The following is a 20942-nucleotide window of genomic DNA, read 5'->3' on the forward strand; positions in this document are numbered from 1 at the left end:
ACACCTCTGTTATTTGGATTTTAAGATATCCCGGATTTCTGTCAGCAGCAATTCTTCTTTAGTCGGAGCTGGCGGCGGCGTCGGTTTGGCTTCTTCTTTCTTCTTGGCCATATTCATGACTTTAACCATCGCAAACACCGCAACGGCAACAATCAGAAAATTCACTACCGTATTGATAAATACCCCATAATTGATCTTCACTGCCTCTGCAACAACCTTATCCCCTTCCATCACTGCCGCTTTAAGCGTGATGCCAAGTTTGGAAAAATCCATCTTGCCCAGAAGAATCCCGATGGGCGGCATAATCACATCCTTGACTAATGAATTGACAATCTGCCCAAATGCGGCACCGATAATGATACCAACGGCCATGTCCATCACGTTACCGCGCATCGCAAATGTTTTGAATTCCTGCCATAAGCTCATAATTCGCCCTTTCAAGATAAGTGTTGTCTGGATATATTTAATTTACACTTGTCAAATAACCCAACCTCTGTAACTGTATCCAGTGTATTCGATATTATTCCCCTGTAAAGCCTAATTTCAGAGAAATAAACACCCGGACTGGCTGGAAAAAGTCTTTACAAAACCCCTGTGGTTAGATATATTCATTTTTTTCCGCCGAGGTAGCTCAACGGTAGAGCACGGCTTTCGTAAAGCCGGGGTTGTGGGTTCAAATCCCATCTTCGGCTTTGATAAAAGTTCGTAGTTTTGAGTTCATAGTTCATAGTAATTCCGATATCACCAGTATTTAACTATATTGATGCCCCCAATCTCCCATGACAAACTGAACCATCTTCGGCAGAAACTGTCCGGCCTGAAACGTGTACTGGTCGCCTTTTCTGGCGGGGTAGATAGCAGCTTTCTGCTGAAAATCGCCGTGGACACGCTGGGTACTTCCAATGTGCTGGCCTGTATCGGGATCAGCAGTTCGCTATCCGCCCATCAGTTGGCTCAGGCCCGTGAGATTGCCAAGCTGGTTGGCTGCCGCTTGGAGGAAATCCCGGTCGATGAGATGGACAACGATGCTTACCGGGCCAATAAAGCAGACCGGTGTTTTCATTGCAAAAGCCGCTTGTACAAATTATTCACTGAAAAAGCCTGGCAGGAGCGGATCGATTATGTCCTTTGCGGGGCCAATTTTGATGACAAAGACGATTACCGTCCCGGGCACCATGCGGCCCAGGTATTTGGAGTACTTAGCCCGCTGATGGATGCGGAGATCACCAAGGCAGAAATTCGGGAATACAGCCGGCAACTGGGGTTGCCTACAGCAGACTTGCCGGCCTCACCGTGCCTGGCCAGCCGGGTGGCTTACGGAATGGAGATTACCCCGGAAAAACTGGCCCAGGTGGAAAAAGCCGAGGAGGTACTGCGAAGGCTGGGATTTGTGGAGTTTCGGGTTCGCCATCACGGGGTAATTGCCCGGATTGAAGTCCGGCCGGACGATTTCCAGAAAATCACGAGTGAATCGGTTCGCAGGCAGATTGTGGATGAGTTGAAGACCATCGGCTTTGGCTATGTCACCCTCGATTTACAGGGTTTCCGCAGCGGCTCAATGAACGAAGGACTGTCAATAGAGCAGAAAATGCACTAATGCCTTTATTCCTGCTCTTTCGGCCGACGGCAAAAGATGGCTATGCAGGTGTAATAAAAAATAATAGCAACTGCAAGAGGGACAATTACTCCCAGCAAGACATTTTTATCATCGCCTTGCTGCGTTGTCTTTTTCTCATATTCAAACCATGCGACACCAATACTGCCCCACAGGAATAATGCCAGCCATGTGAAATAGGTACGCCAGGCCGAAGCCCTTTTTGACCAGTCTTCATTCATTTGAATATTCAGCAATAGGCTCAGTTTATATTTTGTCAGATAAAAGCCGGCTCCTGCCGCGCATAACGATAGAAATTGACCTGATAACGCAAGGCCATGCACATGCTGTTTATCAAGGGAACCGAATAGATCATTCAAGAGCACGCCGGATACAATAAACACCAGAATCGCCACAATCCAGGCCAAATGATTCATGGCGGAGACAGACGGGCCGGTCCACATCAGATAGGCATCGCGAAGGCAAAAATAACTGAAAATAAAAAAGGGTACCGCAAAAAACAGCAAAAATAAGGATTTGCCGGATACACTGCCAAATAATGATGTTCCAGCCATCCAGAACGAAATCATCCCCAGGCTCAGCAGAGCGAAAACAATTCCCCGGGAAATAACTTTCGCCCGAAAGTTTTCCGTCAACGGCAATATCATAAGGTTCTCCTTCTATACTGTCTCTATGCCATATCAATCACATACTGAGTCCATACTCAGTTGGTCAATCCCGCGATCGCCGCACCAACCAGGGTTGCGTTATCGACACAGATGATGTCGGTGAAGATGCCCTTCTTGTTTTCCAGATATTGTTTGAGATAGAACTCGACACGAGATTTGAGGGTCTTCATCTGGTAGAAGGTCGTGCCCTCCGCGACAATGCAGATGGGCCTGGACGGGTCGGTGCCCTGGCCGCTCTTGATGGCCATGGACGAAAGATTGATCGCTGTGAATTTCGCCGCTCGCTCGGTCGTGCGATCGGCCAGCAGATACATCGTCAGGGTGTCCGCATCGCCGCCCCGCCTGCAGATTTCGGCCAGCCTGCTGCTGCCATAGGGATATATCATGAACTCATTCATCTCTTTAGTCGAAAGGTCTTTGAGGGCGGTTAGTTGGGATGCGACGGCTTTGCTAAACAAGCCATCCCTGCAGGCCTTGCGGATAATATCCCCAAACAGCGGGCCAAGATAGGCACCAGAGATCATCTTTTCGAATGGGTTGACGCCGGGATTGGCGGTGGATTTGTCAAAGGCAATATCGAGTTTGCCGCGATGACCGCGGGCAAAACCGCCGGATTCTGTATTGATAATCTGAGTCTTGGCCGGATCCAGGTCCTTGTTTTTGGTGATATTACAGTTTTTCTCAATATAGCAGGTGTTGGTGCCGGTACCGAGGATAAACCCGATATAACCGCTGTACACCTTATTTTTATAACCCATTCCCGCCAGCAGCGTAACGACAGTATCATTGAGCAGAACGATATGCTTGTTGCCCCCCATCCCCAGAGAATCCAGCGCCTGATTGAGATTTTCGCCGACAAGCTGGCCTTTGACTTCTTCGGCACGGACTTCCTTGGAGAAGCGAATCAGTCGGCCATCCTTGTTAGGATACATCTGGACCGCATAGGAAAAACAGAAACCGATATTGCTGGAAACCTCAATGACATCACGAAAATACCCGGCCATCGTCCTGAAAAATTCCGTTTTACCCATCTCACGATCCACCGCGGGCATCTTGAACAGTTTGAGATTTTCAATCACGGGCATTTTCTGATGGTCGAAATAAACGGTAGCGACCCGGAAATTGGTCCCGCCGGCGTCGGCAACGATAACCTTTTTATGGGTGGGGACATCGCCTTCGACACTGATGTAAGTAGGGATCATTTCAAGGCTGCTTTTCTTACCGGCCAGGCCTCGCTGCATCTCCTCCAGAAACAACTTTACATTGGCATCCATATCCACATCCCGATAGTCCATCCCGTAATCACTCAGAAAACGAACAACATTCCGTTTGATTGTCTTCACGGTCATTTCTCCTTATGTGGATAATAAAGGGGGCTGTTGTGCTATTCACAATACCCGTTGGGATTGGCGATATGGAATTTCCATGCTGACTCGACAATCTTTTCCAGCTCTGGGTAATCAGTCTTCCAGCCCAGCACACTGCGTGCCTTGCTTGCATCAGCAGTCAGCACCGGCGGGTCCCCGGGACGGCGTCCCGTCTCAACCACCTTAAACGCTTTGCCGGAGACCTTGCGAACGCAGTCAATCACCTGACGAACCGTATAGCCTTTGCCGTTGCCGAGGTTATACACCTGCTGGGCTTCTGAATCAAGCCGAGCCAATGCCAGCAAATGAGCCTTGGCGAGGTCTTCAACGTGAATATAATCGCGGACACAGGTGCCGTCCGGCGTCGGATAATCGGTACCGAAAATCTTGATATTGTCACGTTTGCCCATAGCAGCCTGAATAATCAGCGGAATCAGGTGTGATTCGGGCTTGTGGTCTTCGCCGCGGGTGGCATTAAAGCCGGCACCGCAGGCGTTGAAATACCGCAAGGCCGCGTAACGCAGCCGACCCGTCTGGCTCTGGAAATGGCACATCCGCTCCACTGCCCACTTGGTTTCACCATATGGATTGATGGGACATTTGGTGGTGTCTTCCGTAATCGGAATCTGGTCGGGCATGCCATACACGGCAGCGGTACTGCTGAAGACGAATTTCTGCACCCCCGCTGCTTCCATCGCCGCCAGAAGTGTGCGGGTTTTGCTGACGTTATTATCATAGTATCGCAGCGGCTGTTCAACCGATTCACCCACTTCGATGAACGCAGCAAAATGCATAACCGCTTCAATTTTGTGTTTCTTGAGCACTTCGACCGTAAAGTCGAAATCACCAAAATCGCCTTGAACGAATTCTGCTTTCTGAACCGCGGCCCTGTGGCCTTTGCTGAGATTATCCAAAACGACCGGGCTGTGCCCCTCACGACTCAGCAGTTCGGTCATGTTGCTGCCGATATATCCGGCCCCGCCGCAAACGAGAACTTTCATGAACGGAGTTCCTTTTCAATTGATTTCTGGATTTGAGTTATAATTTGATACTCGAGAGCGTCATCACGTCCCAGATCAATCCATCGCATTTGTTCAAGCCGTTCCGGCTCCACTTCAAGCCGCTGTTTACTGCGATCACTGGCGGTATAAAGGGCCGGTGCGGTATTGTAGCCTCGGATGGCTTCTTCGGGCAGCGATAACCGCTGGACGAGTGTAATACATTCTACACAGACACGATTTTGTTCCGTACGAAAGACCAGTTCCACAGAACGCTGAAGGCTTTGCAGGTTGGCCTCGGCCGAATTATAAAAACCAACATTATCCCGGCGCCAAAACTCAAAGAACTGTTTGGCCCGAAGCGGATGGGTACGGATGATGCCATTGTCGACATCAAATTTCTGGATTCGAAACTGCATGTCCAGCAGCACTTTTTCGGAAACCTGCATCAGCTTTTCCGTACCGATGGCGTCAAAACAGTATGGCTGGCTAAGCTGCTTGTTCTGATTTGCACAGCCAGCCACAACAACCAATAAACCAACTATAATCGCCTGATAAAATCCATTTTTCATAGTCTTACCCTATTTATCAAATTCCGGGTTATTCTATCGGCTTTTGTTGCAACTCTCAAGGGTCAAAACCCCCTTTTTTATCCAGTTGAGGATAACAATTTACAATTCTTGAGTTTCGAATTAGAATTTCGGGTATGCTGAACAACCAAATCATCACCCTAAAAAAGAAACTGGGAACCTATGCAATTGGGGCCGAAGTCTGCCAATTTCTGGACTATTTAGCCCTGGAAGCTGGATTATCCGCCAACACCGTCCTGGCTTATGGACGCGATTTGCTGGAATTTTGCCGGTATTGTCAGGGCATCAATTTGAAAGAAATCTCGGCCCTGGAAGTGACCCATATTTATGGACATTTAAAAGCTATTAGCCGGGCAGGTAAGGTCGAAGCCTCAATCAGCCGGGCGATGGTAGCCATCAAAATGCTGTTGCGGTTCTGTCTTTCCACAGGCAAGCTAAAGGACGATTTTGTCAGCAGTCTGGAAGGCCCCAAGCTGTGGAAACGTCTGCCCAGTGTGGCCGGATATGAGCAGATATTCAAGCTGCTGGATACACCGGACCCGAAGGAGCCATACTATCTGCGAGATAAAGCACTGCTGGAGGTGTTGTATGCCACAGGTGCGAGGGCTTCGGAAGTTGTCAATCTGAAGATTCGAGATGTCAATATCAAGGTCGGATATGTCCGATGCTTTGGTAAAGGAAGTAAAGAACGGATTGTACCGCTGGGAACAGTGGCTGGGCAGGTCATCCAGCAATATCTGGACAATCTTCGCCCAGCTTTAGAAAAACCCAAAAGCCCCGAAAACCTGTTTTTGACCCGGACCGGGCGAGCGATGGACCGGATTGATTTGTGGCGAATCGTAAAACGGCACGCCCTGCGGGCAGGAATGCCCAGGACCATGACAGTCCACACGCTAAGGCATTGCTTTGCCACACACTTGCTGTCGGGCGGAGTCGATTTGCGTTCTCTGCAGGAGATGCTGGGGCATGCCGATATTCGCACGACCCAGATATATACCCATGTGGACAACGATCGGCTGCGAAAAATACACAAACAATTTCACCCCAGACCGTAACTTATCGCGATTCAGCAATTTGCCCCACATGATCCAGTACAAGGCTGGGGCGATACGCATAACGTTCTATTTCTTCTTTTTTGGTAATCCCGCTAAGAACAAGGACTGTTTCGATTTCCGATTCTATGCCGGCAATAATATCCGTATCCATACGGTCCCCCACAATAACCGTTTCTTCACGTCGAACATTAAGCTTCTTGAGTGAATGCCGCATAATCAGTGGATTCGGCTTCCCAATAAAATACGCCTGGCGGCCCGTAGAAAGCTCAATCGGGGAAATCAGCGCCCGGCAGGCGGGAACAATCCCCTTTTCACCCGGGCCAGTAACATCAGGATTCGTGCCAATGAGCCGGGCACCACGAAGAACACAGCGTATGGCAGTTTCAATTTTATCATACGTATAATGGGTGGTCTCGCCAAAAACAACATAATCGGGACTCTCGCTGTCAAATTGCATTCCTCCTTCCCGTAAGGCTTCCATTAAACCCGTTTCGCCAATGGCATAGACTTTGGCACCTGGGGACTGGCTTCGCAGAAAACTGGCAGTGGCAATGGCGCTGGTCATAAAGTGATCCGGCCCAACCGAAATCCCCATCCCGGCCAGACGGTCAGAAAGTTGCTGGGGGGTGCGTTCGGAACTGTTGGTCAGAAATAAAAAAGGTTTCTCATTTTTCTTAAGCCAATTGATAAAAGGCTTGGCACCAGGCAAAACCTTTCTGCCATGATAAATCACACCATCCATATCACAGATAAAGGCTCGTTTATTGCGAATTTCCTCAAGCATGGTCATCGTATCGGATTCCTTTCTTTTTAGTGCCTCAGAATTATACCCGGATAAGCAATCTTTTCATATCTTTTAGAGCTGAGAATCTGGATTCGCTGTAATAGATAAAATATGGTTTTTAATATACATGCATTATTGTTCCACTATTCACATTATATAACAACAAATCCATTTATTGCTCCGAAAAAGAATATTATTGGTGATATTTGTTGCATTAATTTGAACAGCCTTTTATAATATGGCGTAAAATATGAAAAGATGGGTGGATTTTCATCTGTTTTGATAGATAATAAGAGCAGGCAAAGAGCTATATCTGATTTGCGACCTGCTCTTTCTGTGTTTTTGATGATGTGATTTTTGGAGATAAAAATGAACGGACAGTCGGATTTTATTCAGGATTCAGTGATTGAACAGACGCTCAGCCATGCGGTTCGCAAAGACCGGGCGGCAGTCGAAGATGTTATATCTAAAGCATTGGAAATGAAGGGGTTAGATTTGCCGGATATCGCGATACTTTCAACCATCAGTGATCCGGAATTGCTGGCCAAACTGTTTGATGCAGCCAAGAAGGTCAAAGAAACCATTTATGGACGTCGTCTGGTATTGTTTGCTCCTTTATATATTTCCAACCTCTGCAGCAACGAGTGTTTATATTGTGCATTCAGAGCTCGAAATAAAGAGATTAAAAGAAGAGCCCTGACCCAGCCTGAAATTTACAGGGAAGTCGAAGAACTGGTCAAACAAGGTCACAAACGTGTCCTTCTGGTGGCCGGAGAAAGTTATCCCAAAGAAGGTTTTTCGTATGTTTTGAAGTCGATTGAGACGATTTACTCTGTCAAAGTCGGGCCGGGTGAAATCCGCCGGGTCAATGTAAATGTGGCCCCGTTGACCCTGGAAGAATTTAAGCAGCTCAAAGCGGCCAAGATTGGAACCTATCAATTGTTTCAGGAGACTTATCATCGACAGACCTATAAGAGTGTACATTTAGGTGGAAAGAAAGTCGATTATGACTGGCGAGTGTCTGCGATGGACCGTGCGATGGAGGCAGGCATCGATGACGTAGGGATTGGTGTCTTGTTTGGTCTGTGCGACTGGCGTTATGAACTCCTGGCCCTGATGCAGCATATCCATCATCTGGAAGCCAAATTTGGCGTTGGCCCGCACACCATCAGCGTACCGCGACTTGAGCCGGCCACGGGGTCGGACATGGCCAGTCACCCGCCAAAACCGGTCGAAGATGTCGAGTTTCGCAAGATTGTTGCCATTCTGCGGCTGGCAGTACCCTATACGGGCATTATTATGTCCACCCGCGAAAATCCAAATATGCGGCGTGAAACCTTTGCCCTGGGTGTATCTCAAATATCGGCAGGCTCCCGCACCAATCCCGGCGGTTATGTTGAGGGCAAGGATGTGCTGGATGAGGCACAATTTTCGCTGGGTGACCACCGTGGGCTGGATGAGGTCATTCGGGACATTACAGAATTAGGCTATATTCCCTCTTTTTGTACAGGATGCTATCGCCTCGGCAGGACCGGACAGGACTTTATGGATATGGCCAAGCCGGGCTTGATCAAAGAACACTGCGACCCAAACGCCCTATCAACCTTTTTGGAATACTTGCAGGACTACGCATCGGAAGCCACCAGGCAGGCCGGGTTGAAATTGATCGAAAAAACCTTAAACAGCATGGATGACAAACCCAGAATGCGCAGCACAAAAATGCTCGAAGCGGTTCGATCCGGCAAGCGGGACGTCTATTGCTGACATGGCCCAGAGATATCGATCAGAACAGGATTCGCTGGGGCGAATGGACATCCCGGCAGAGGTACTGTACGGAATTCATACCGTACGGGCAATGGAGAATTTCCCCTACTCGTCCCGGCCGGTACCGTCTGGATTTATTCGTGCCTATGGGGTAGTCAAGCAGGCCTGTATCCAGACCTGCCTTGAGCTTGGTGAATGGGCCGACGAGCCTGCCAAAGGCGACGCAATGGTACGAGCCTGTGCCCAGATGGCTGCGGGTTTGCTTGATGAACATATCCGGGTGGATTTGTTCCAGGGTGGAGCAGGAACGAGCCTGAATATGAATGTCAACGAAGTCCTGGCTAACCGGGCACTGCAAATCCTGAATCTGCCGCTGGGCAGCTATGACCGCGTTCATCCGCTGGAAGATATCAATCGCTATCAATCGACCAATGATACGTTTCCGACAGCGTTGCGTGTCGCAGCAATTCAATCGATCCAGCAACTTGAAAAAGTTCTGGTTGCCCTGCAGGAAACATTTCAGGCCAAAGAAAAAGAGTTTGCCAATGTGGTCAAAATCGGACGAACGGAATACCAGGATGCCGTACTGACCACCCTCGGGCGGGAAATGTCAGCGTATGCAGAAGCGATCAACCGAGACCGCTGGCGTGTTTATAAATGTGTTGAACGGCTGCGGGTTGTGAATCTGGGCGGAACGGCGATCGGTTCGGGACTATCGGCACCGCGTGACTATATTTTCCGTGTGACAGAAACCTTGCGAGATTTGACTGGTCTGGGACTGGCCAGGGCCGAAAACCTGATTGATGCCACACAAAATGCAGATGTATTTGTGGAGGTGTCGGGGATCCTAAAGGCCTGCGCCAGTTCCCTGTTAAAAATCAGCGGGGATTTGCGGCTATTGTCCAGCGGACCTGCGGGGGGACTGCGAGAAATCACCCTGCCGCCGCGACAGGCCGGCTCATCCATTATGCCCGGCAAGGTCAATCCGGTAATTCCCGAATCAGTCAGCCAGGCAGCAATGCAGGTCCTGGGCAACGATGTCGTGATTGCCCATGCCGCTTCGGCTGGCACCCTTGAGTTGAATGCCTTTTTGCCGGTGATTGCAGCGAATTTGCTGGAAAGTATTGAATTGCTGACGGTAGCCAGCAATATATTACGAAAATATTGCGTAGAAGGCATCAAGGCCAATCACGAGCAATGCAGGCAATATGTGGAAAATGCCACGGCAGTGGTTACTGCCCTGCTGCCTGAGCTCGGGTACGATATCTGTGCCCGAATTGCCAAAGAATCAGAAACGACCGGGAAATCCATTCGTCAGCTTGTAACAGAACAGCACCTGCTGACAGAGCAGGAATTTGAGGCCATAATCAGCCCCGAGGCCGTCTGTCGGTTAGGCCACCCCAAAAAGAAAACAAAACCTAAAAACCATGGATCAGACAACACCTAAAAGTTTACGTCTTCATATTGGGCTATTCGGCAGACGCAATGTCGGCAAATCCAGCCTGCTCAATGCCATTGTTGGACAGGATGTGTCGATTGTATCCGAACATGCGGGAACAACCACTGACCCGGTGGAAAAGCCGATGGAACTGCTGCCGCTGGGGCCGGTGGTGTTTATTGATACGGCCGGGGTGGATGATGAGGGAGCGCTGGGTCAACTGCGCATTGCCCGGACACGCAAGGTTTTTGAACGGACTGATTTGGCAGTGATCGTCAGCGATGGCTTGTGGGGGGGCTTTGAAGAGGCTATTGCCAGCCAGCTTGCCGAACTGAAAATCCCTTATATTGCCCTGTTCAATAAGATTGACCAGGTTCGCCCGGAACAGCAGATTATCGATGCTTTACACAATAACAAGGTGCCGACAGTCTTAGTCAGCGCCAAAGAAAAACGAGGGCTGACTGAATTGCGACAGGCTCTGCTGGATAATGCCCCTGCCGAGTTTGTTGAAAATCCAGCAATAGCGGCCGACCTGGTCGGACCCGGACAGACGGCGATTCTGGTTGTTCCGATTGATAAAGAGGCCCCCAAGGGCAGACTGATTCTTCCGCAGGTCCAGACGATACGAGATTTACTGGACGGAGATGCCTGCTGTATGGTCGTTAAAGAACGGGAATTGCGAGCGGCAATTGATAAACTGAGAGAACCGCCAAAGCTGGTAGTGACCGATTCGCAGGCGTTTTTGAAGGTTGCCGCAGATACCCCCAAAGAGGTCTTGATGACCAGCTTTTCGATTTTGTTTGCCCGCTTCAAAGGCGACCTTGTAACACAGACACTCGGAGCGATGGCAGTCGATAACCTGAAAGCAGGTGATCCGGTTCTGATTGCCGAGGCTTGCAGCCATCATCCAATTGGAGAAGATATCGGTCGTGTGAAAATTCCGCGATGGCTGACACATTATGTCGGCGGCAAGCTCGATTTTACGATTTTGGCCGGACGGGACTGGCCGGAGGATATCAGCAAGTATAAACTGATTATTCACTGCGGCGCCTGCATGTGGAATCGGCGCCAGATGCTCTCGCGACTGCTGGAATGCCGCAAGGCGGGTGTGCCGATTACGAATTATGGGCTGGTCATAGCCTACAGCCTTGGTATTTTTGAGCGTGCTCTGGAGCCATTCCCGGCGGCACGTGAAGTATATCGCCAATTCAAACAGAAAGAACAAGCGTCATAATGGAACCGATCACTCTGCATGAAATAGAACACTGGCTTAGAGAAACCAGCGAAAAGGCCCTTGAGACGCTCTGGGCACGAGCGGATCAAGTACGCAAAGCCACAGTTGGCGACGAGGTACATCTGCGCGGCCTGATTGAAATTTCCAATCACTGTGTGCGCAGGTGCGCCTATTGCGGGCTGGCTGCAGGCAATCGAACCATCGAACGCTATCGGATGACGCGGGAGGAGATTTTAGAGTGTGCGATGAAGGCCGTGCGGCTGGGCTATGGCACTGTGGTCATGCAGGCCGGTGAAGATTATGGGATCACCGCCGACTGGCTGGCTGAAGTGATTCGAGAAATCAAAACACAAACGCCGCTGGCTGTAACGCTGAGCCTGGGTGAAAGACCCTACGACGAATTGAAACTCTGGAAACAGGCCGGGGCAGATCGTTACCTGCTGCGATTTGAGACCTCCGATTCGCATTTATATGAATTAATTCACCCCTCGCTGCCGGGGAAAAAATCCGATCGATTTGAAATCCTGCGGCAGCTTCAGGAACTGGGGTACGAGGCTGGCAGCGGCGTGATGATTGGTATTCCCGGCCAGACATATGCAATCCTGGCCCGAGATATCCAGATATTTAGTACGATGGATTTGGACATGATAGGGGTGGGGCCCTTTATTCCCAGTCCGAATACGCCTTTGGGACGAGGTGAAATCCATTTTGATATTGATCCAGCCCAACAGGTTCCGAACACGGAATTAATGACCTATAAGGTAGTCGCCCTGACGCGGCTTGTCCGTCCGGATGCCAATATCCCCAGCACCACCGCCCTTGCAACCATCAATAAGGAAAGCGGACGGGAATTAGGGCTAATGCGGGGAGCCAATGTTGTGATGCCGAACCTGACTCCGGTGCAATACCGTGAAAAATATGAGATTTATCCTGGAAAAGCCTGCATTAATGAGACAGCGGAGCAATGCAATGGCTGTCTGCGGAGTCGAATTGCTTCTATTGGCAGAACCGTTGGAACTGGGCCAGGCGGAAGACATATAAGACCCAAATAGCCTTGATTCTCAATTCAGAAAACTAAGCTTTTATAACACCAACACAATTTATTGTGATATATAACACATTAAATAATATGTATATTAATTATTTATATTATTATTTTAAATATAGTGATTTTTTTCACAAAATTAAGGTTGACATCTTTCAAGAAATGATATATATTTATCGATATAATGGTATCGATAACATATACTCATAGATGGAGAACCAAACATTGAAAGAGTTAACCAGTGTATCTGTTCCAACGGTGCGACGCTTACCACTGTATATGACTATTCTCAAAGAGATTGAGTCATCTAGTGAGCACGTCAGCAGCACCCTGATTGCAGACCGCCTCGGTCTGGAACAAATCCAGGTTCGCAAGGATTTGGCCGGGATTGGGGTTACTGGTCAGCCTGCGGTCGGATTTAATGTCCGCGAACTTATCGGTGCCATTGAACGCCTGCTGGGGTGGGACAATATGCGGGATGCGATTCTTGTCGGGGCCGGCAATCTGGGACAAGCCTTGCTGGGATATGATGGGTTTGCCCGTTATGGCCTGAATATCGTTGCCGCGTTTGATTCTAACCCTGAAATTATCGGAATGAAAATTCACGGCAAACCCGTGTTTGATATCGAATTGCTTTCTTCTCTGACGGAGCGGATGCATATTCAAATCGGCATTCTGACAGTCCCGGGTAAAGTGGCTCAGCCGGTTGCCGATATGCTGATAAAGGCCGGCATTCACGCAATATGGAATTTCACGCCGGTAAAACTCAGTGTGAGTGATAATACCATCGTGGAACAGGTTGATCTGGCGGCCAGTCTGGCGGTCTTATCCAGCAAATTAAAGGCAGCTAACAAATAACATACAGGTATATATTCTGAATCTGAATACGAATGATAGCTGACAACGGTCAGCGTCTATAGATAGAAAGGGATAATCATGTGTTCATCGTGTTGTAATGCTCAGCAGGAGCAGGTTCGGCGGTTTGAAAAAGTATGCCGAATTCTTGACAAACATCAGCATAATCCATCACGGCTGATTCCAATTCTGCAGGAAGTCCAGAAAGAATACCGGTATTTACCTGAAGAAGTGATGGCATTTATCGCAACCTCGCTGGGTGTGTCCCCTGCCAAGGTGTACGGGGTCGCCAGCTTCTATGCCAATTTTGCCCTCAAACCCAAAGGCAAGTATGTCATTCATATCTGTGAGGGTACAGCCTGCCATGTCAAAGGCTCGGGCAAGATTAAAGACGCCTTGTTCAAAAAACTGAATGTTACAGCGGAAAATAATACGACAACAGACATGCTGTTCACGGTTCAGCCGGTGTCATGCCTGGGAGCCTGCGGACTGGCCCCGGTAATGACAGTCAATGAAGAAGTGCACGGCCAGGTCACCCCCGAAGCGGCGGTGGCCATTGTCGATGAAATCATCAAAAAGGAACGAAACTAATGCTTACTGATATGCAAAACCTGGAACAGATTAAAGAGGGTTATGACAAGGCGGCCAAGCCCATCCAGCATCGTATCATCATCTGTGCGGGTACCGGTTGTGTCGCGAATGGCTCATTGAAAGTATTTGAAGCCCTGAAAAAAGAAGTCCAAGCCAACGGACTGACCGCAGTTGTGGCACTGGAGGAATGCAATGAAGGCCAGATTCATCTGAGCAAGAGCGGCTGCCAGGGATTCTGCCAGATGGGCCCGCTGGTCACGATTGAACCGGAAGGTATCCTTTATGTGAAAGTCAAGGTTGAGGATGCAGCCGAAATCATCAAGACCACACTCATTGATAAAAGCAAGGTCGAACGGCTGCTGTATGTGGATCCGGCACATGGCCAGGTCTGTCATACGCAAAAAGAGATCCCTTTCTATGCCCAGCAAAAACGCATCGAGCTGGGTGATTGCGGCCACATTGATCCGGAGGATATCCGGGAATATATCGCCCAAGGCGGCTATCAGGCGGCTCGCCGGGCTTATACCAAGATGACGGCCCAGCAGGTCTGCGAAGAAATTACGGCGTCGGGCTTGCGAGGACGCGGCGGCGGCGGTTTTCCCACAGGGAAAAAGTGGGCACTGACCCTGCAGCAGAAATCCGACAGGAAATATGTCGTTTGCAATGGAGACGAAGGCGATCCGGGTGCTTTTATGGATCGCAGTCTAATGGAAGGCAATCCACACCGGGTACTGGAAGGCATTATGATTGCCGGTCGTGCAATCGAAGCGGACTTTGCATATGTATATGTTCGTGCGGAATACCCGCTGGCTGTGGAACGGGTACGCAAGGCTGTGGAGGATGCACGGGCTTTGGGCATCCTGGGAGCAGATGTATTCGGCAGCGGCATGGCCTTTGACTGTGAGGTCATGGAAGGTGCCGGTGCATTTGTCTGCGGCGAAGAGACTGCTTTGATGGCCTCGATTGAAGGCCAGCGCGGAATGCCGCGTCCCAAACCCCCGTTCCCGGCACAATCTGGATTGTGGGGCAAACCCACCGTGATTAACAACGTAGAAACCCTGGCCTGTGTCCCGTTGATCATCACCAACGGGCCAGGCTGGTATCGTGAGTGCGGCACGCAAGGCTCACCGGGGACCAAAACCTTTGCCCTGACCGGCCATGTGGCCAATACGGGACTGATTGAGGTTCCGTTTGGATCGACACTGCGGCAAATCGTGTTTGATATTGGCGGCGGCGTCACGGATGCCACCGGCGAAATCGACCCGGATGCCTTCAAGGCCGTTCAGATTGGCGGACCATCCGGCGGGTGTCTGACTAAAGAGCACCTGGATTATCCTCTGGATTTCGACACGGTCAAAAAGATCGGGGCCATGGTAGGTTCCGGCGGTCTGGTGGTGATGAATAACAAGACCTGCATGGTGCAGATCGCTCACTTTTTCATGCGGTTTACACAGAATGAATCGTGCGGCAAATGCATCCCCTGTCGGGAAGGCACCAAGCAGATGCTGCTGCTGCTGGAACAAATTATGGAAGGCAAGGGCACTGCCAAGACCCTGGACACCCTCCAGACGCTGGCCGAAGCCGTCCAGAAAGGCTCGCTGTGCGGGCTGGGCAAAACGGCCCCCAACCCGGTATTGAGCACGCTGAATTATTTCCGGCATGAATACGAAGCGCATATTTTCCAGAAACGCTGCCCTGCCGGTGCGTGCAAGGCGCTGGCGATGCCGGAAATTGTAGCCGAATTGTGCAAAGGCTGCGGATTATGTGCCAAGAAGTGTCCTGTCGGGGCAATCACAGGCGAACGGAAACAACCTCATAAAATTGACGCGGATAAATGCATACGCTGCGGCGCCTGTGCCCAGGCCTGCAAGTTTAACGCGGTTGCTGGAGTATAATCATGAATACCAATGGAACCAATGAACAGATCCTTCTGAACGGTCAGCCGGTTGCGATCAACGGGCAAAAGAATCTGCTGGAGCTGATTCGATCAACAGGCATTGAACTGCCGACGTTCTGCTATCATTCAAAATTAAGCGTTTATGGCGCCTGCCGGTTGTGCATCGTGGAAATTGACGGCATGGGCGTGGTCACCTCGTGCAGCACAGTGCCGACTCCCGGCATGGTGGTTCGCACACATACCGACCAGCTTCGCAAGATGCGGCGGGTGTTTCTGGAACTGCTGCTGGCCAACCACCACCAGAGCTGTACCACCTGTGATAAATCCGACGCCTGCAAGCTGCAGGAACTAGCCCGGCAGATGGGTGTGACGGAGGTGCGATTCCCGTCCATTCCCAAACATATGCAGGCCGATACCTCCAGCCCCTCGCTGGTACGTGATCCGAATAAATGCATTCTCTGCGGCGACTGCGTCCGGGCTTGCAGCGAAATTCAGGGTATAGGTGCAATTGACTTTGCCGGCCGCGGTGCCAACACCGTCGTCGCTCCGGCGTTCAATAAAGACCTGGGGCAGGTTGATTGCGTCAACTGCGGCCTTTGTGCCAGCGTCTGCCCCACCGGTGCGATTGTTCCCAAGAGCGAAATTGAGGAGGTTTGGAAAGCCGTTAATGACCCGAATGTGACTGTCGTGGCTCAGATTGCCCCGGCGGTGCGTGTGGCCCTCGGCGAGATGTTCGGACTGGAACCCGGCGTGGCTACGACCGGGCGCATTGTCGCTGCTCTGAAAAAAATCGGCTTTGACAAAGTGTATGATACAAGCTTTGCCGCCGACTTGACGGTGCTGGAAGAAGCGACAGAATTTATAGAACGTAAAACTCTGGGCAAGAAGCTGCCGCTGTTTACCTCCTGCTGCCCAGGCTGGGTCAAGTATGCCGAGCAGTATTATCCCGAACTGCTTCCGAATCTGTCGAGCTGCCGCAGCCCGCAGCAGATGTTCGGTTCATTAGCCAAGACCACTTTGCCGGACCAATTAAAGATCAAGCCGGAACAACTGTATGTGGTATCGATTATGCCCTGTACGGCCAAGAAATTCGAGGCCAAACGTCCTGAATTTCGTGGTCCGGCCGGTGCCGATGTAGATGCGGTCCTGACGACCCAGGAACTGGGCAAGATGATTAAGCAGGCCGGTATTCAATTCCATAAACTGACTCCCGAATCGCTCGATATGCCGATGGGCTTTAAGACCGGTGCCGGCGTGATTTTCGGCACCACCGGAGGTGTCAGTGAAGCGGTCTTGCGATATGCCTATGAGAAGCTGACCGGGACACGGCTGGAAAATCCTGATTTCACCGAGGTCCGCGGCAACACCGGTATCCTCAGCAAGACGTTGCGAATCGGGGACATTTATCTGAAACTGGCGATTGTACACAGCCTGTCCAATGCCCGCAAGATTGCCGATCAGGTCAAGGCCGGCAATTGTGATTATGATTTAATTGAAGTGATGGCCTGTCCGGGTGGATGCGTTGCCGGGGCCGGCCAGCCGGTCTGTGAAGGCAGCGAGGTCATCCTGCAGCGTGCCAAAGGCCTTTATGAAGCCGATAAGACTCTCCAGCTTCATAAGTCGCAGGATAACCCCTATATTCAGCAGTGCTACCAGACGACTCTGGAAAAACCCGGCAGCCATAAGGCTCATGAGATCCTGCATACTGAATACAACAGCCGCAAACGGCTGTGCGGCAGTGCCATCAACCTGTCGGAAGGCAATGGTGACGGCAAGCTGAATGTATCGGTCTGCGTGGGAACCGGCTGCTACCTCCGCGGCTCTCAGACGCTGTTGACGCAACTGCTGGATACCGCCCGTACCAAAGGCATCGATGATAAGCTGCACATCAAGGCGACATTCTGCTTTGAGGCATGCACTAAAGGACCCACGGTCAAAATCGGCGATACGATTCTGCATAAATGCGACCTGAAAACAGCAACCCGGGAGATTGATAACCAGTTAAATGTCCGTGCCTGATGTTGATACTCAATCGGTTTGAGTATACCGCGAACAAAAAAACAAGAGGTTGAAGCTGCTGGTCTTAGCCGCGACGAAATGGGACATTACAAGTTGAATTAGTTAAGGAACTCGAACCATGCAGACGCCCAATCAAGTCGTGTTTACGAATAAAGCCCGATGTCGGGACTGCTACCGGTGCATTCGCATCTGTCCGGTCCACGCCATCGGGATCCGTGATGGGCAGGCGTATGTCGACCCGCAAAAATGCATCTGCTGCGGGACCTGCATTCGAGAATGTCCTCAAAAAGCCAAGGTTTATCGCAACGATGTGGAAATGGTTCGGGATTTACTGCATCAAGGCGGACCGGTGGCCGTAACAATTGCCCCGTCGTTTGCTGCCTTTTTCCAGCCCTGGCAGCAGAAGCGTCTGCCCAGTGCTCTGCGCAAACTTGGATTTGCATTTGTCGCGGAAACCTCCGTCGGAGCGTATCCGGTTGCTCAGGCGACACGCCAGTATTTTGAGCAGTGCCAGCAGGGAGCCTGCATCAGTACGGCCTGCCCTGCTGTGGTGGGGTTTATCGAACGGCTGCAGCCGCAACTGGCCGCTAATCTGGCACAGGTGGTTTCACCGATGATTGCCCACGGCCGTATGCTCAAGATTCAACTGGGGCCGGGGACCAGGGTGGTTTTCATCGGTCCCTGTGTGGCCAAAAAGGCCGAGGCAGACCGCTATCCGGACAAACCCATAGATGCAGTACTAACGTTTCAGGAATTGGAAGAATGGTTTGAATCAGACCATCTCAATCTGGCCAATCTGGAAGAAAGTCCGTTTGATCAGCAGCCCGCCGGATGGGCAAGATTGTTTGCCCTGGCCGGGGGAGCATTGAAAACAGCTTCGGAGAACACCGATATGCTGGCCGAGAACACCCTGGCCATGAGCGGTGTCGAGGAAATCCGGGAATGGATCGCCTCCTGCGGAGACGGGAAGGGACAGCATGTTCTGGTCGAACCGCTGTTTTGCCGACAGGGCTGTATTAACGGCCCGGCCGTGCCTCAACAGACACTACCGGTATTCCAGCGTCGCAAAGCCGTGCTGGACTATGCGGCCAATTTGCCCGGCGTGGAATCCATCGAAGCGATTCCTGCGGGCATTACCGAAAAGCCATATCGACTCAATCCCGTGGCTGAGGAACCAATTAACGAGGAAGTCATCCGGATTATTCTGGAAATGAGCGGCAAAAAGGATCCTTCCGACCAGTTGAATTGCGGAGCATGCGGGTACTCGACTTGCCGTCAGCAGGCCATTGCTGTCTTTCGCCAGATGGCCGAGCCGGAGATGTGCATTCCCTTTATGCGACGACTGGCTGAGCAGAAAACCGATAAGATTATCGACACCAGCCCCAACGGGATTGTTATTCTGGATGAACATCTCAACATCCTGAACATGAACCCCTCGTTTCGACGAATGTTCATGTGTTCAACGGCTTTATGCGGCAAGCATATCTCAACACTGATTGACCCGGATACCTTTGAAAAAGTAGCCAGCGGTCAGAAAGAGCGACTGCAAGCCCTCATTGAACATAAAAAATACGGTTTGGTCTGTCACCAGATTGTGTACGCCCTGCCGCAGGAAAAGCAATATGTCGGGATCTTTGTGGATATGACACAAAGTCTGGCTGAACGTAAACAGCTCGACGAGCTGCGCAGCCAGACACTTCAGCAGGCTCAGAACCTGTTAAGCCACCAGATTGATATGGCCCGCCGGATTGCTCAGTTCCTGGGTGAAAGTTCCGCTCAGGGACAACGGCTGGTGGACAATCTGATGCAGATGGCCCAGGAAAAGAATCCTCCGCGGAAACCGCTGGCACCCGAACAATGAAATCCGGATACCTGCATATCGACATTTTGTCCCGGCAGATGCCCAAGCGTTTTGATGATGTTTGCGGCGATGCCATCCTGCAATGGCGCACTGAAGAAGCGACCACAATCCTGCTGTGCGATGGGGTCGGCTCCGGCTCCTCGGCCCATATTGCAGCCACACTGTGCACTTCCACGTTCAAGGGATTACTGGATAACGGATTTTCCTTTCGTCAGGCGTTTCAGATTGTCGTCAAGACGCTGGAACAATGGAAGGACCCGCAAATGCCGTATTGTGCGATCAGTGCGGCTCGCATTCTGAATGATGGCCAGACCACGGTTCTGGCTTATGAAGCCCCGGCTCCTGTTTTGGTCGGGCAGGGAATCGCCACGGTCCTGCCGCAAAAACCGTTCCTCATGGAAGGAGCGATAGCCCACGAATATAGCTGTTATCTGATTGCCGGAGAAGGAATCGTACTCTTTAGCGACGGTATCAGCCAGGCGGGTTTAGGCAGAGAATTGATCGGCGGCTGGGGCAGCGAACGGGTTGCCGATTATCTGAGTCGTCTGATTGCCGATCACACCCCTGCGGCGGAGTACTGTGACAGGATTCTTGAGAAAGCCTGTGATTTATCCGGCGGCCAGTCGCACGATGACGCCACGGTGATTTATGCCCGATGCCGGCCCGGACGGACAGTGACTATTCTGACCGGCCCCCCTTCGGAGCCGGCCAAAGATGCAGCCGTCGTTCGACGTTTTCTGCAATCCGCAGGTGCCAAGGTGGTCTGCGGCGCAACGACCGCTGCAGTTGTTGCCCGCGAAGGAAATAAAACTCTGGAAATGGAAGACATGCCATCCAGTCTGGTCGCTCCCCCGCGATATTATATGGAAGGGATTGATCTGGCAACAGAAGGAGCGGTCACTTTAAATCAGCTTTGCAACATCTTGGATATCGCAGAGCCGAAATTTGAAGAGACCAATTCTGTGACCGAACTGTATGACCTCCTCATGGATGCAGACCGCATCGAGTTTTTGATGGGCAACCGGAAAAATCCCGGCTCCGGCGGCATTACCTTCTGCCAGAAAGGCATTCTAACCCGCGAAAAGATTGTCCCTATCCTGGCTGATAAACTCCGGGCTAAAGGCAAACTGGTCGTCATCCATCCTTTTTAAAACAGTGCCG

The 20942-nt window shown here is 50.9% G+C and carries 18 protein-coding genes and 1 tRNA gene; 13 read left to right on the forward strand and 6 right to left on the reverse strand.

The window, feature by feature from the left end; genetic code table 11:
* Window positions 1-9: 9 nt before the first annotated feature.
* Complete coding sequence (gene mscL / locus ACQ9LF_RS02940) at window positions 10-426, reverse strand: large-conductance mechanosensitive channel protein MscL (RefSeq protein WP_462487871.1); 417 nt, start codon at window positions 424-426, stop codon at window positions 10-12.
* A gap of 194 nt (window positions 427-620) precedes the next feature.
* On the opposite strand from mscL, the gene ACQ9LF_RS02945 reads away from it, so the two are divergent.
* Together ACQ9LF_RS02945 and larE are read left to right on the forward strand one after the other, a co-directional pair.
* Window positions 621-692, forward strand: a tRNA-Thr gene (locus tag ACQ9LF_RS02945).
* A 71-nt stretch (window positions 693-763) separates the two neighbouring features.
* The gene (larE, locus tag ACQ9LF_RS02950) at window positions 764-1597 is read left to right on the forward strand and encodes an ATP-dependent sacrificial sulfur transferase LarE (protein WP_462487872.1); all 834 of its coding nucleotides are present in this window, start codon (window positions 764-766) and stop codon (window positions 1595-1597) included.
* Between the two features lie 5 nt (window positions 1598-1602).
* Here the strand turns inward: larE and ACQ9LF_RS02955 are convergent, their stop codons facing one another.
* From ACQ9LF_RS02955 to ACQ9LF_RS02970, 4 genes are all read right to left on the reverse strand, one after another.
* Entirely contained in the window at window positions 1603-2031 is a 429-nt protein-coding gene (locus ACQ9LF_RS02955) for a hypothetical protein (RefSeq protein WP_462487873.1), read from the reverse strand.
* 287 nt (window positions 2032-2318) lie between these two features.
* Window positions 2319-3626 carry a hexokinase family protein gene (locus ACQ9LF_RS02960; RefSeq protein WP_462487874.1) on the reverse strand — a complete coding sequence of 436 codons (1308 nt, stop codon included), beginning with the start codon at window positions 3624-3626 and terminating at the stop codon, window positions 2319-2321.
* Between the two features lie 41 nt (window positions 3627-3667).
* Window positions 3668-4651: a UDP-glucose 4-epimerase GalE gene (galE, locus tag ACQ9LF_RS02965; protein ID WP_462487875.1), complete on the reverse strand. Its 984-nt coding sequence runs from the start codon at window positions 4649-4651 to the stop codon at window positions 3668-3670.
* Window positions 4648-5220 (reverse strand): hypothetical protein, encoded by a 573-nt coding sequence (locus ACQ9LF_RS02970; protein ID WP_462487876.1) that lies wholly within the window; start codon window positions 5218-5220, stop codon window positions 4648-4650. The genes galE and ACQ9LF_RS02970 overlap by 4 nt, the downstream gene beginning before the upstream one ends.
* Window positions 5221-5354: 134 nt before the next feature.
* Here ACQ9LF_RS02970 and ACQ9LF_RS02975 point away from each other — a divergent pair, with 134 nt between their 5' ends.
* Window positions 5355-6293, forward strand: a complete 939-nt coding sequence (locus ACQ9LF_RS02975) for a site-specific tyrosine recombinase (protein WP_462487877.1) — start codon at window positions 5355-5357, stop codon at window positions 6291-6293.
* A 1-nt stretch (window position 6294) separates the two neighbouring features.
* On the opposite strand, the gene ACQ9LF_RS02980 is transcribed toward ACQ9LF_RS02975, so the two are convergent.
* Complete coding sequence (locus tag ACQ9LF_RS02980; protein WP_462487878.1) at window positions 6295-7083, reverse strand: HAD-IIA family hydrolase; 789 nt, start codon at window positions 7081-7083, stop codon at window positions 6295-6297.
* Between the two features lie 363 nt (window positions 7084-7446).
* Between ACQ9LF_RS02980 and hydG the strand changes: the two genes are divergently transcribed.
* The 10 genes from hydG to ACQ9LF_RS03030 all read left to right on the forward strand — a co-directional run bounded on the left by hydG (window position 7447) and on the right by ACQ9LF_RS03030 (window position 20932).
* Window positions 7447-8841, forward strand: coding sequence for a [FeFe] hydrogenase H-cluster radical SAM maturase HydG (gene hydG / locus ACQ9LF_RS02985; RefSeq protein WP_462487879.1), 1395 nt, complete (start codon window positions 7447-7449; stop codon window positions 8839-8841).
* A 1-nt stretch (window position 8842) separates the two neighbouring features.
* Window positions 8843-10288 carry an aspartate ammonia-lyase gene (locus ACQ9LF_RS02990; RefSeq protein ID WP_462487880.1) on the forward strand — a complete coding sequence of 482 codons (1446 nt, stop codon included), beginning with the start codon at window positions 8843-8845 and terminating at the stop codon, window positions 10286-10288.
* Complete coding sequence (hydF, locus tag ACQ9LF_RS02995; protein ID WP_462487881.1) at window positions 10269-11513, forward strand: [FeFe] hydrogenase H-cluster maturation GTPase HydF; 1245 nt, start codon at window positions 10269-10271, stop codon at window positions 11511-11513. The genes ACQ9LF_RS02990 and hydF overlap by 20 nt, the downstream gene beginning before the upstream one ends.
* Window positions 11513-12565 (forward strand): [FeFe] hydrogenase H-cluster radical SAM maturase HydE, encoded by a 1053-nt coding sequence (gene hydE, locus ACQ9LF_RS03000; RefSeq protein ID WP_462487882.1) that lies wholly within the window; start codon window positions 11513-11515, stop codon window positions 12563-12565. The genes hydF and hydE overlap by 1 nt, the downstream gene beginning before the upstream one ends.
* Window positions 12566-12768: 203 nt before the next feature.
* Entirely contained in the window at window positions 12769-13416 is a 648-nt protein-coding gene (locus ACQ9LF_RS03005; protein WP_462487883.1) for a redox-sensing transcriptional repressor Rex, read from the forward strand.
* A 78-nt stretch (window positions 13417-13494) separates the two neighbouring features.
* A complete protein-coding gene (nuoE, locus tag ACQ9LF_RS03010; RefSeq protein WP_462487884.1) occupies window positions 13495-14004 on the forward strand; it encodes an NADH-quinone oxidoreductase subunit NuoE in 510 nt (169 codons plus the stop codon).
* A complete protein-coding gene (locus ACQ9LF_RS03015; RefSeq protein ID WP_462487885.1) occupies window positions 14004-15899 on the forward strand; it encodes an NADH-ubiquinone oxidoreductase-F iron-sulfur binding region domain-containing protein in 1896 nt (631 codons plus the stop codon). The genes nuoE and ACQ9LF_RS03015 overlap by 1 nt, the downstream gene beginning before the upstream one ends.
* 2 nt (window positions 15900-15901) lie before the next feature.
* Entirely contained in the window at window positions 15902-17920 is a 2019-nt protein-coding gene (locus tag ACQ9LF_RS03020) for a [FeFe] hydrogenase, group A (protein WP_462487886.1), read from the forward strand.
* A gap of 118 nt (window positions 17921-18038) precedes the next feature.
* Entirely contained in the window at window positions 18039-19781 is a 1743-nt protein-coding gene (locus ACQ9LF_RS03025; RefSeq protein WP_462487887.1) for a [Fe-Fe] hydrogenase large subunit C-terminal domain-containing protein, read from the forward strand.
* The gene (locus ACQ9LF_RS03030; protein WP_462487888.1) at window positions 19778-20932 is read left to right on the forward strand and encodes a SpoIIE family protein phosphatase; all 1155 of its coding nucleotides are present in this window, start codon (window positions 19778-19780) and stop codon (window positions 20930-20932) included. Before ACQ9LF_RS03025 ends, ACQ9LF_RS03030 begins: the two co-directional genes overlap by 4 nt.
* The last annotated feature ends 10 nt before the right edge of the window (window positions 20933-20942 follow it).

The sequence above is a fragment of the Anaeroglomus insulsum genome (genome assembly GCF_050689095.1).
Lineage (GTDB): Bacteria > Planctomycetota > Phycisphaerae > Sedimentisphaerales > Anaerohalosphaeraceae > Anaeroglomus > Anaeroglomus insulsum.

Excerpts from the sequence above, each read along its gene's own strand:
- mscL (WP_462487871.1), bottom strand. The coding sequence starts at position 426 with ATGAGCTTATGGCAGGAATTCAAAACATTTGCGATGCGCGGTAACGTG.
- larE (WP_462487872.1), top strand. The coding sequence starts at position 764 with ATGCCCCCAATCTCCCATGACAAACTGAACCATCTTCGGCAGAAACTG.
- ACQ9LF_RS02955 (WP_462487873.1), bottom strand. The coding sequence starts at position 2,031 with ATGAATCATTTGGCCTGGATTGTGGCGATTCTGGTGTTTATTGTATCC.
- galE (WP_462487875.1), bottom strand. The coding sequence starts at position 4,651 with ATGAAAGTTCTCGTTTGCGGCGGGGCCGGATATATCGGCAGCAACATG.
- ACQ9LF_RS02970 (WP_462487876.1), bottom strand. The coding sequence starts at position 5,220 with ATGAAAAATGGATTTTATCAGGCGATTATAGTTGGTTTATTGGTTGTT.
- ACQ9LF_RS02975 (WP_462487877.1), top strand. The coding sequence starts at position 5,355 with ATGCTGAACAACCAAATCATCACCCTAAAAAAGAAACTGGGAACCTAT.
- ACQ9LF_RS02980 (WP_462487878.1), bottom strand. The coding sequence starts at position 7,083 with ATGACCATGCTTGAGGAAATTCGCAATAAACGAGCCTTTATCTGTGAT.
- hydG (WP_462487879.1), top strand. The coding sequence starts at position 7,447 with ATGAACGGACAGTCGGATTTTATTCAGGATTCAGTGATTGAACAGACG.
- ACQ9LF_RS02990 (WP_462487880.1), top strand. The coding sequence starts at position 8,843 with ATGGCCCAGAGATATCGATCAGAACAGGATTCGCTGGGGCGAATGGAC.
- hydF (WP_462487881.1), top strand. The coding sequence starts at position 10,269 with ATGGATCAGACAACACCTAAAAGTTTACGTCTTCATATTGGGCTATTC.
- hydE (WP_462487882.1), top strand. The coding sequence starts at position 11,513 with ATGGAACCGATCACTCTGCATGAAATAGAACACTGGCTTAGAGAAACC.
- ACQ9LF_RS03005 (WP_462487883.1), top strand. The coding sequence starts at position 12,769 with ATGGAGAACCAAACATTGAAAGAGTTAACCAGTGTATCTGTTCCAACG.
- nuoE (WP_462487884.1), top strand. The coding sequence starts at position 13,495 with ATGTGTTCATCGTGTTGTAATGCTCAGCAGGAGCAGGTTCGGCGGTTT.
- ACQ9LF_RS03015 (WP_462487885.1), top strand. The coding sequence starts at position 14,004 with ATGCTTACTGATATGCAAAACCTGGAACAGATTAAAGAGGGTTATGAC.
- ACQ9LF_RS03020 (WP_462487886.1), top strand. The coding sequence starts at position 15,902 with ATGAATACCAATGGAACCAATGAACAGATCCTTCTGAACGGTCAGCCG.
- ACQ9LF_RS03025 (WP_462487887.1), top strand. The coding sequence starts at position 18,039 with ATGCAGACGCCCAATCAAGTCGTGTTTACGAATAAAGCCCGATGTCGG.
- ACQ9LF_RS03030 (WP_462487888.1), top strand. The coding sequence starts at position 19,778 with ATGAAATCCGGATACCTGCATATCGACATTTTGTCCCGGCAGATGCCC.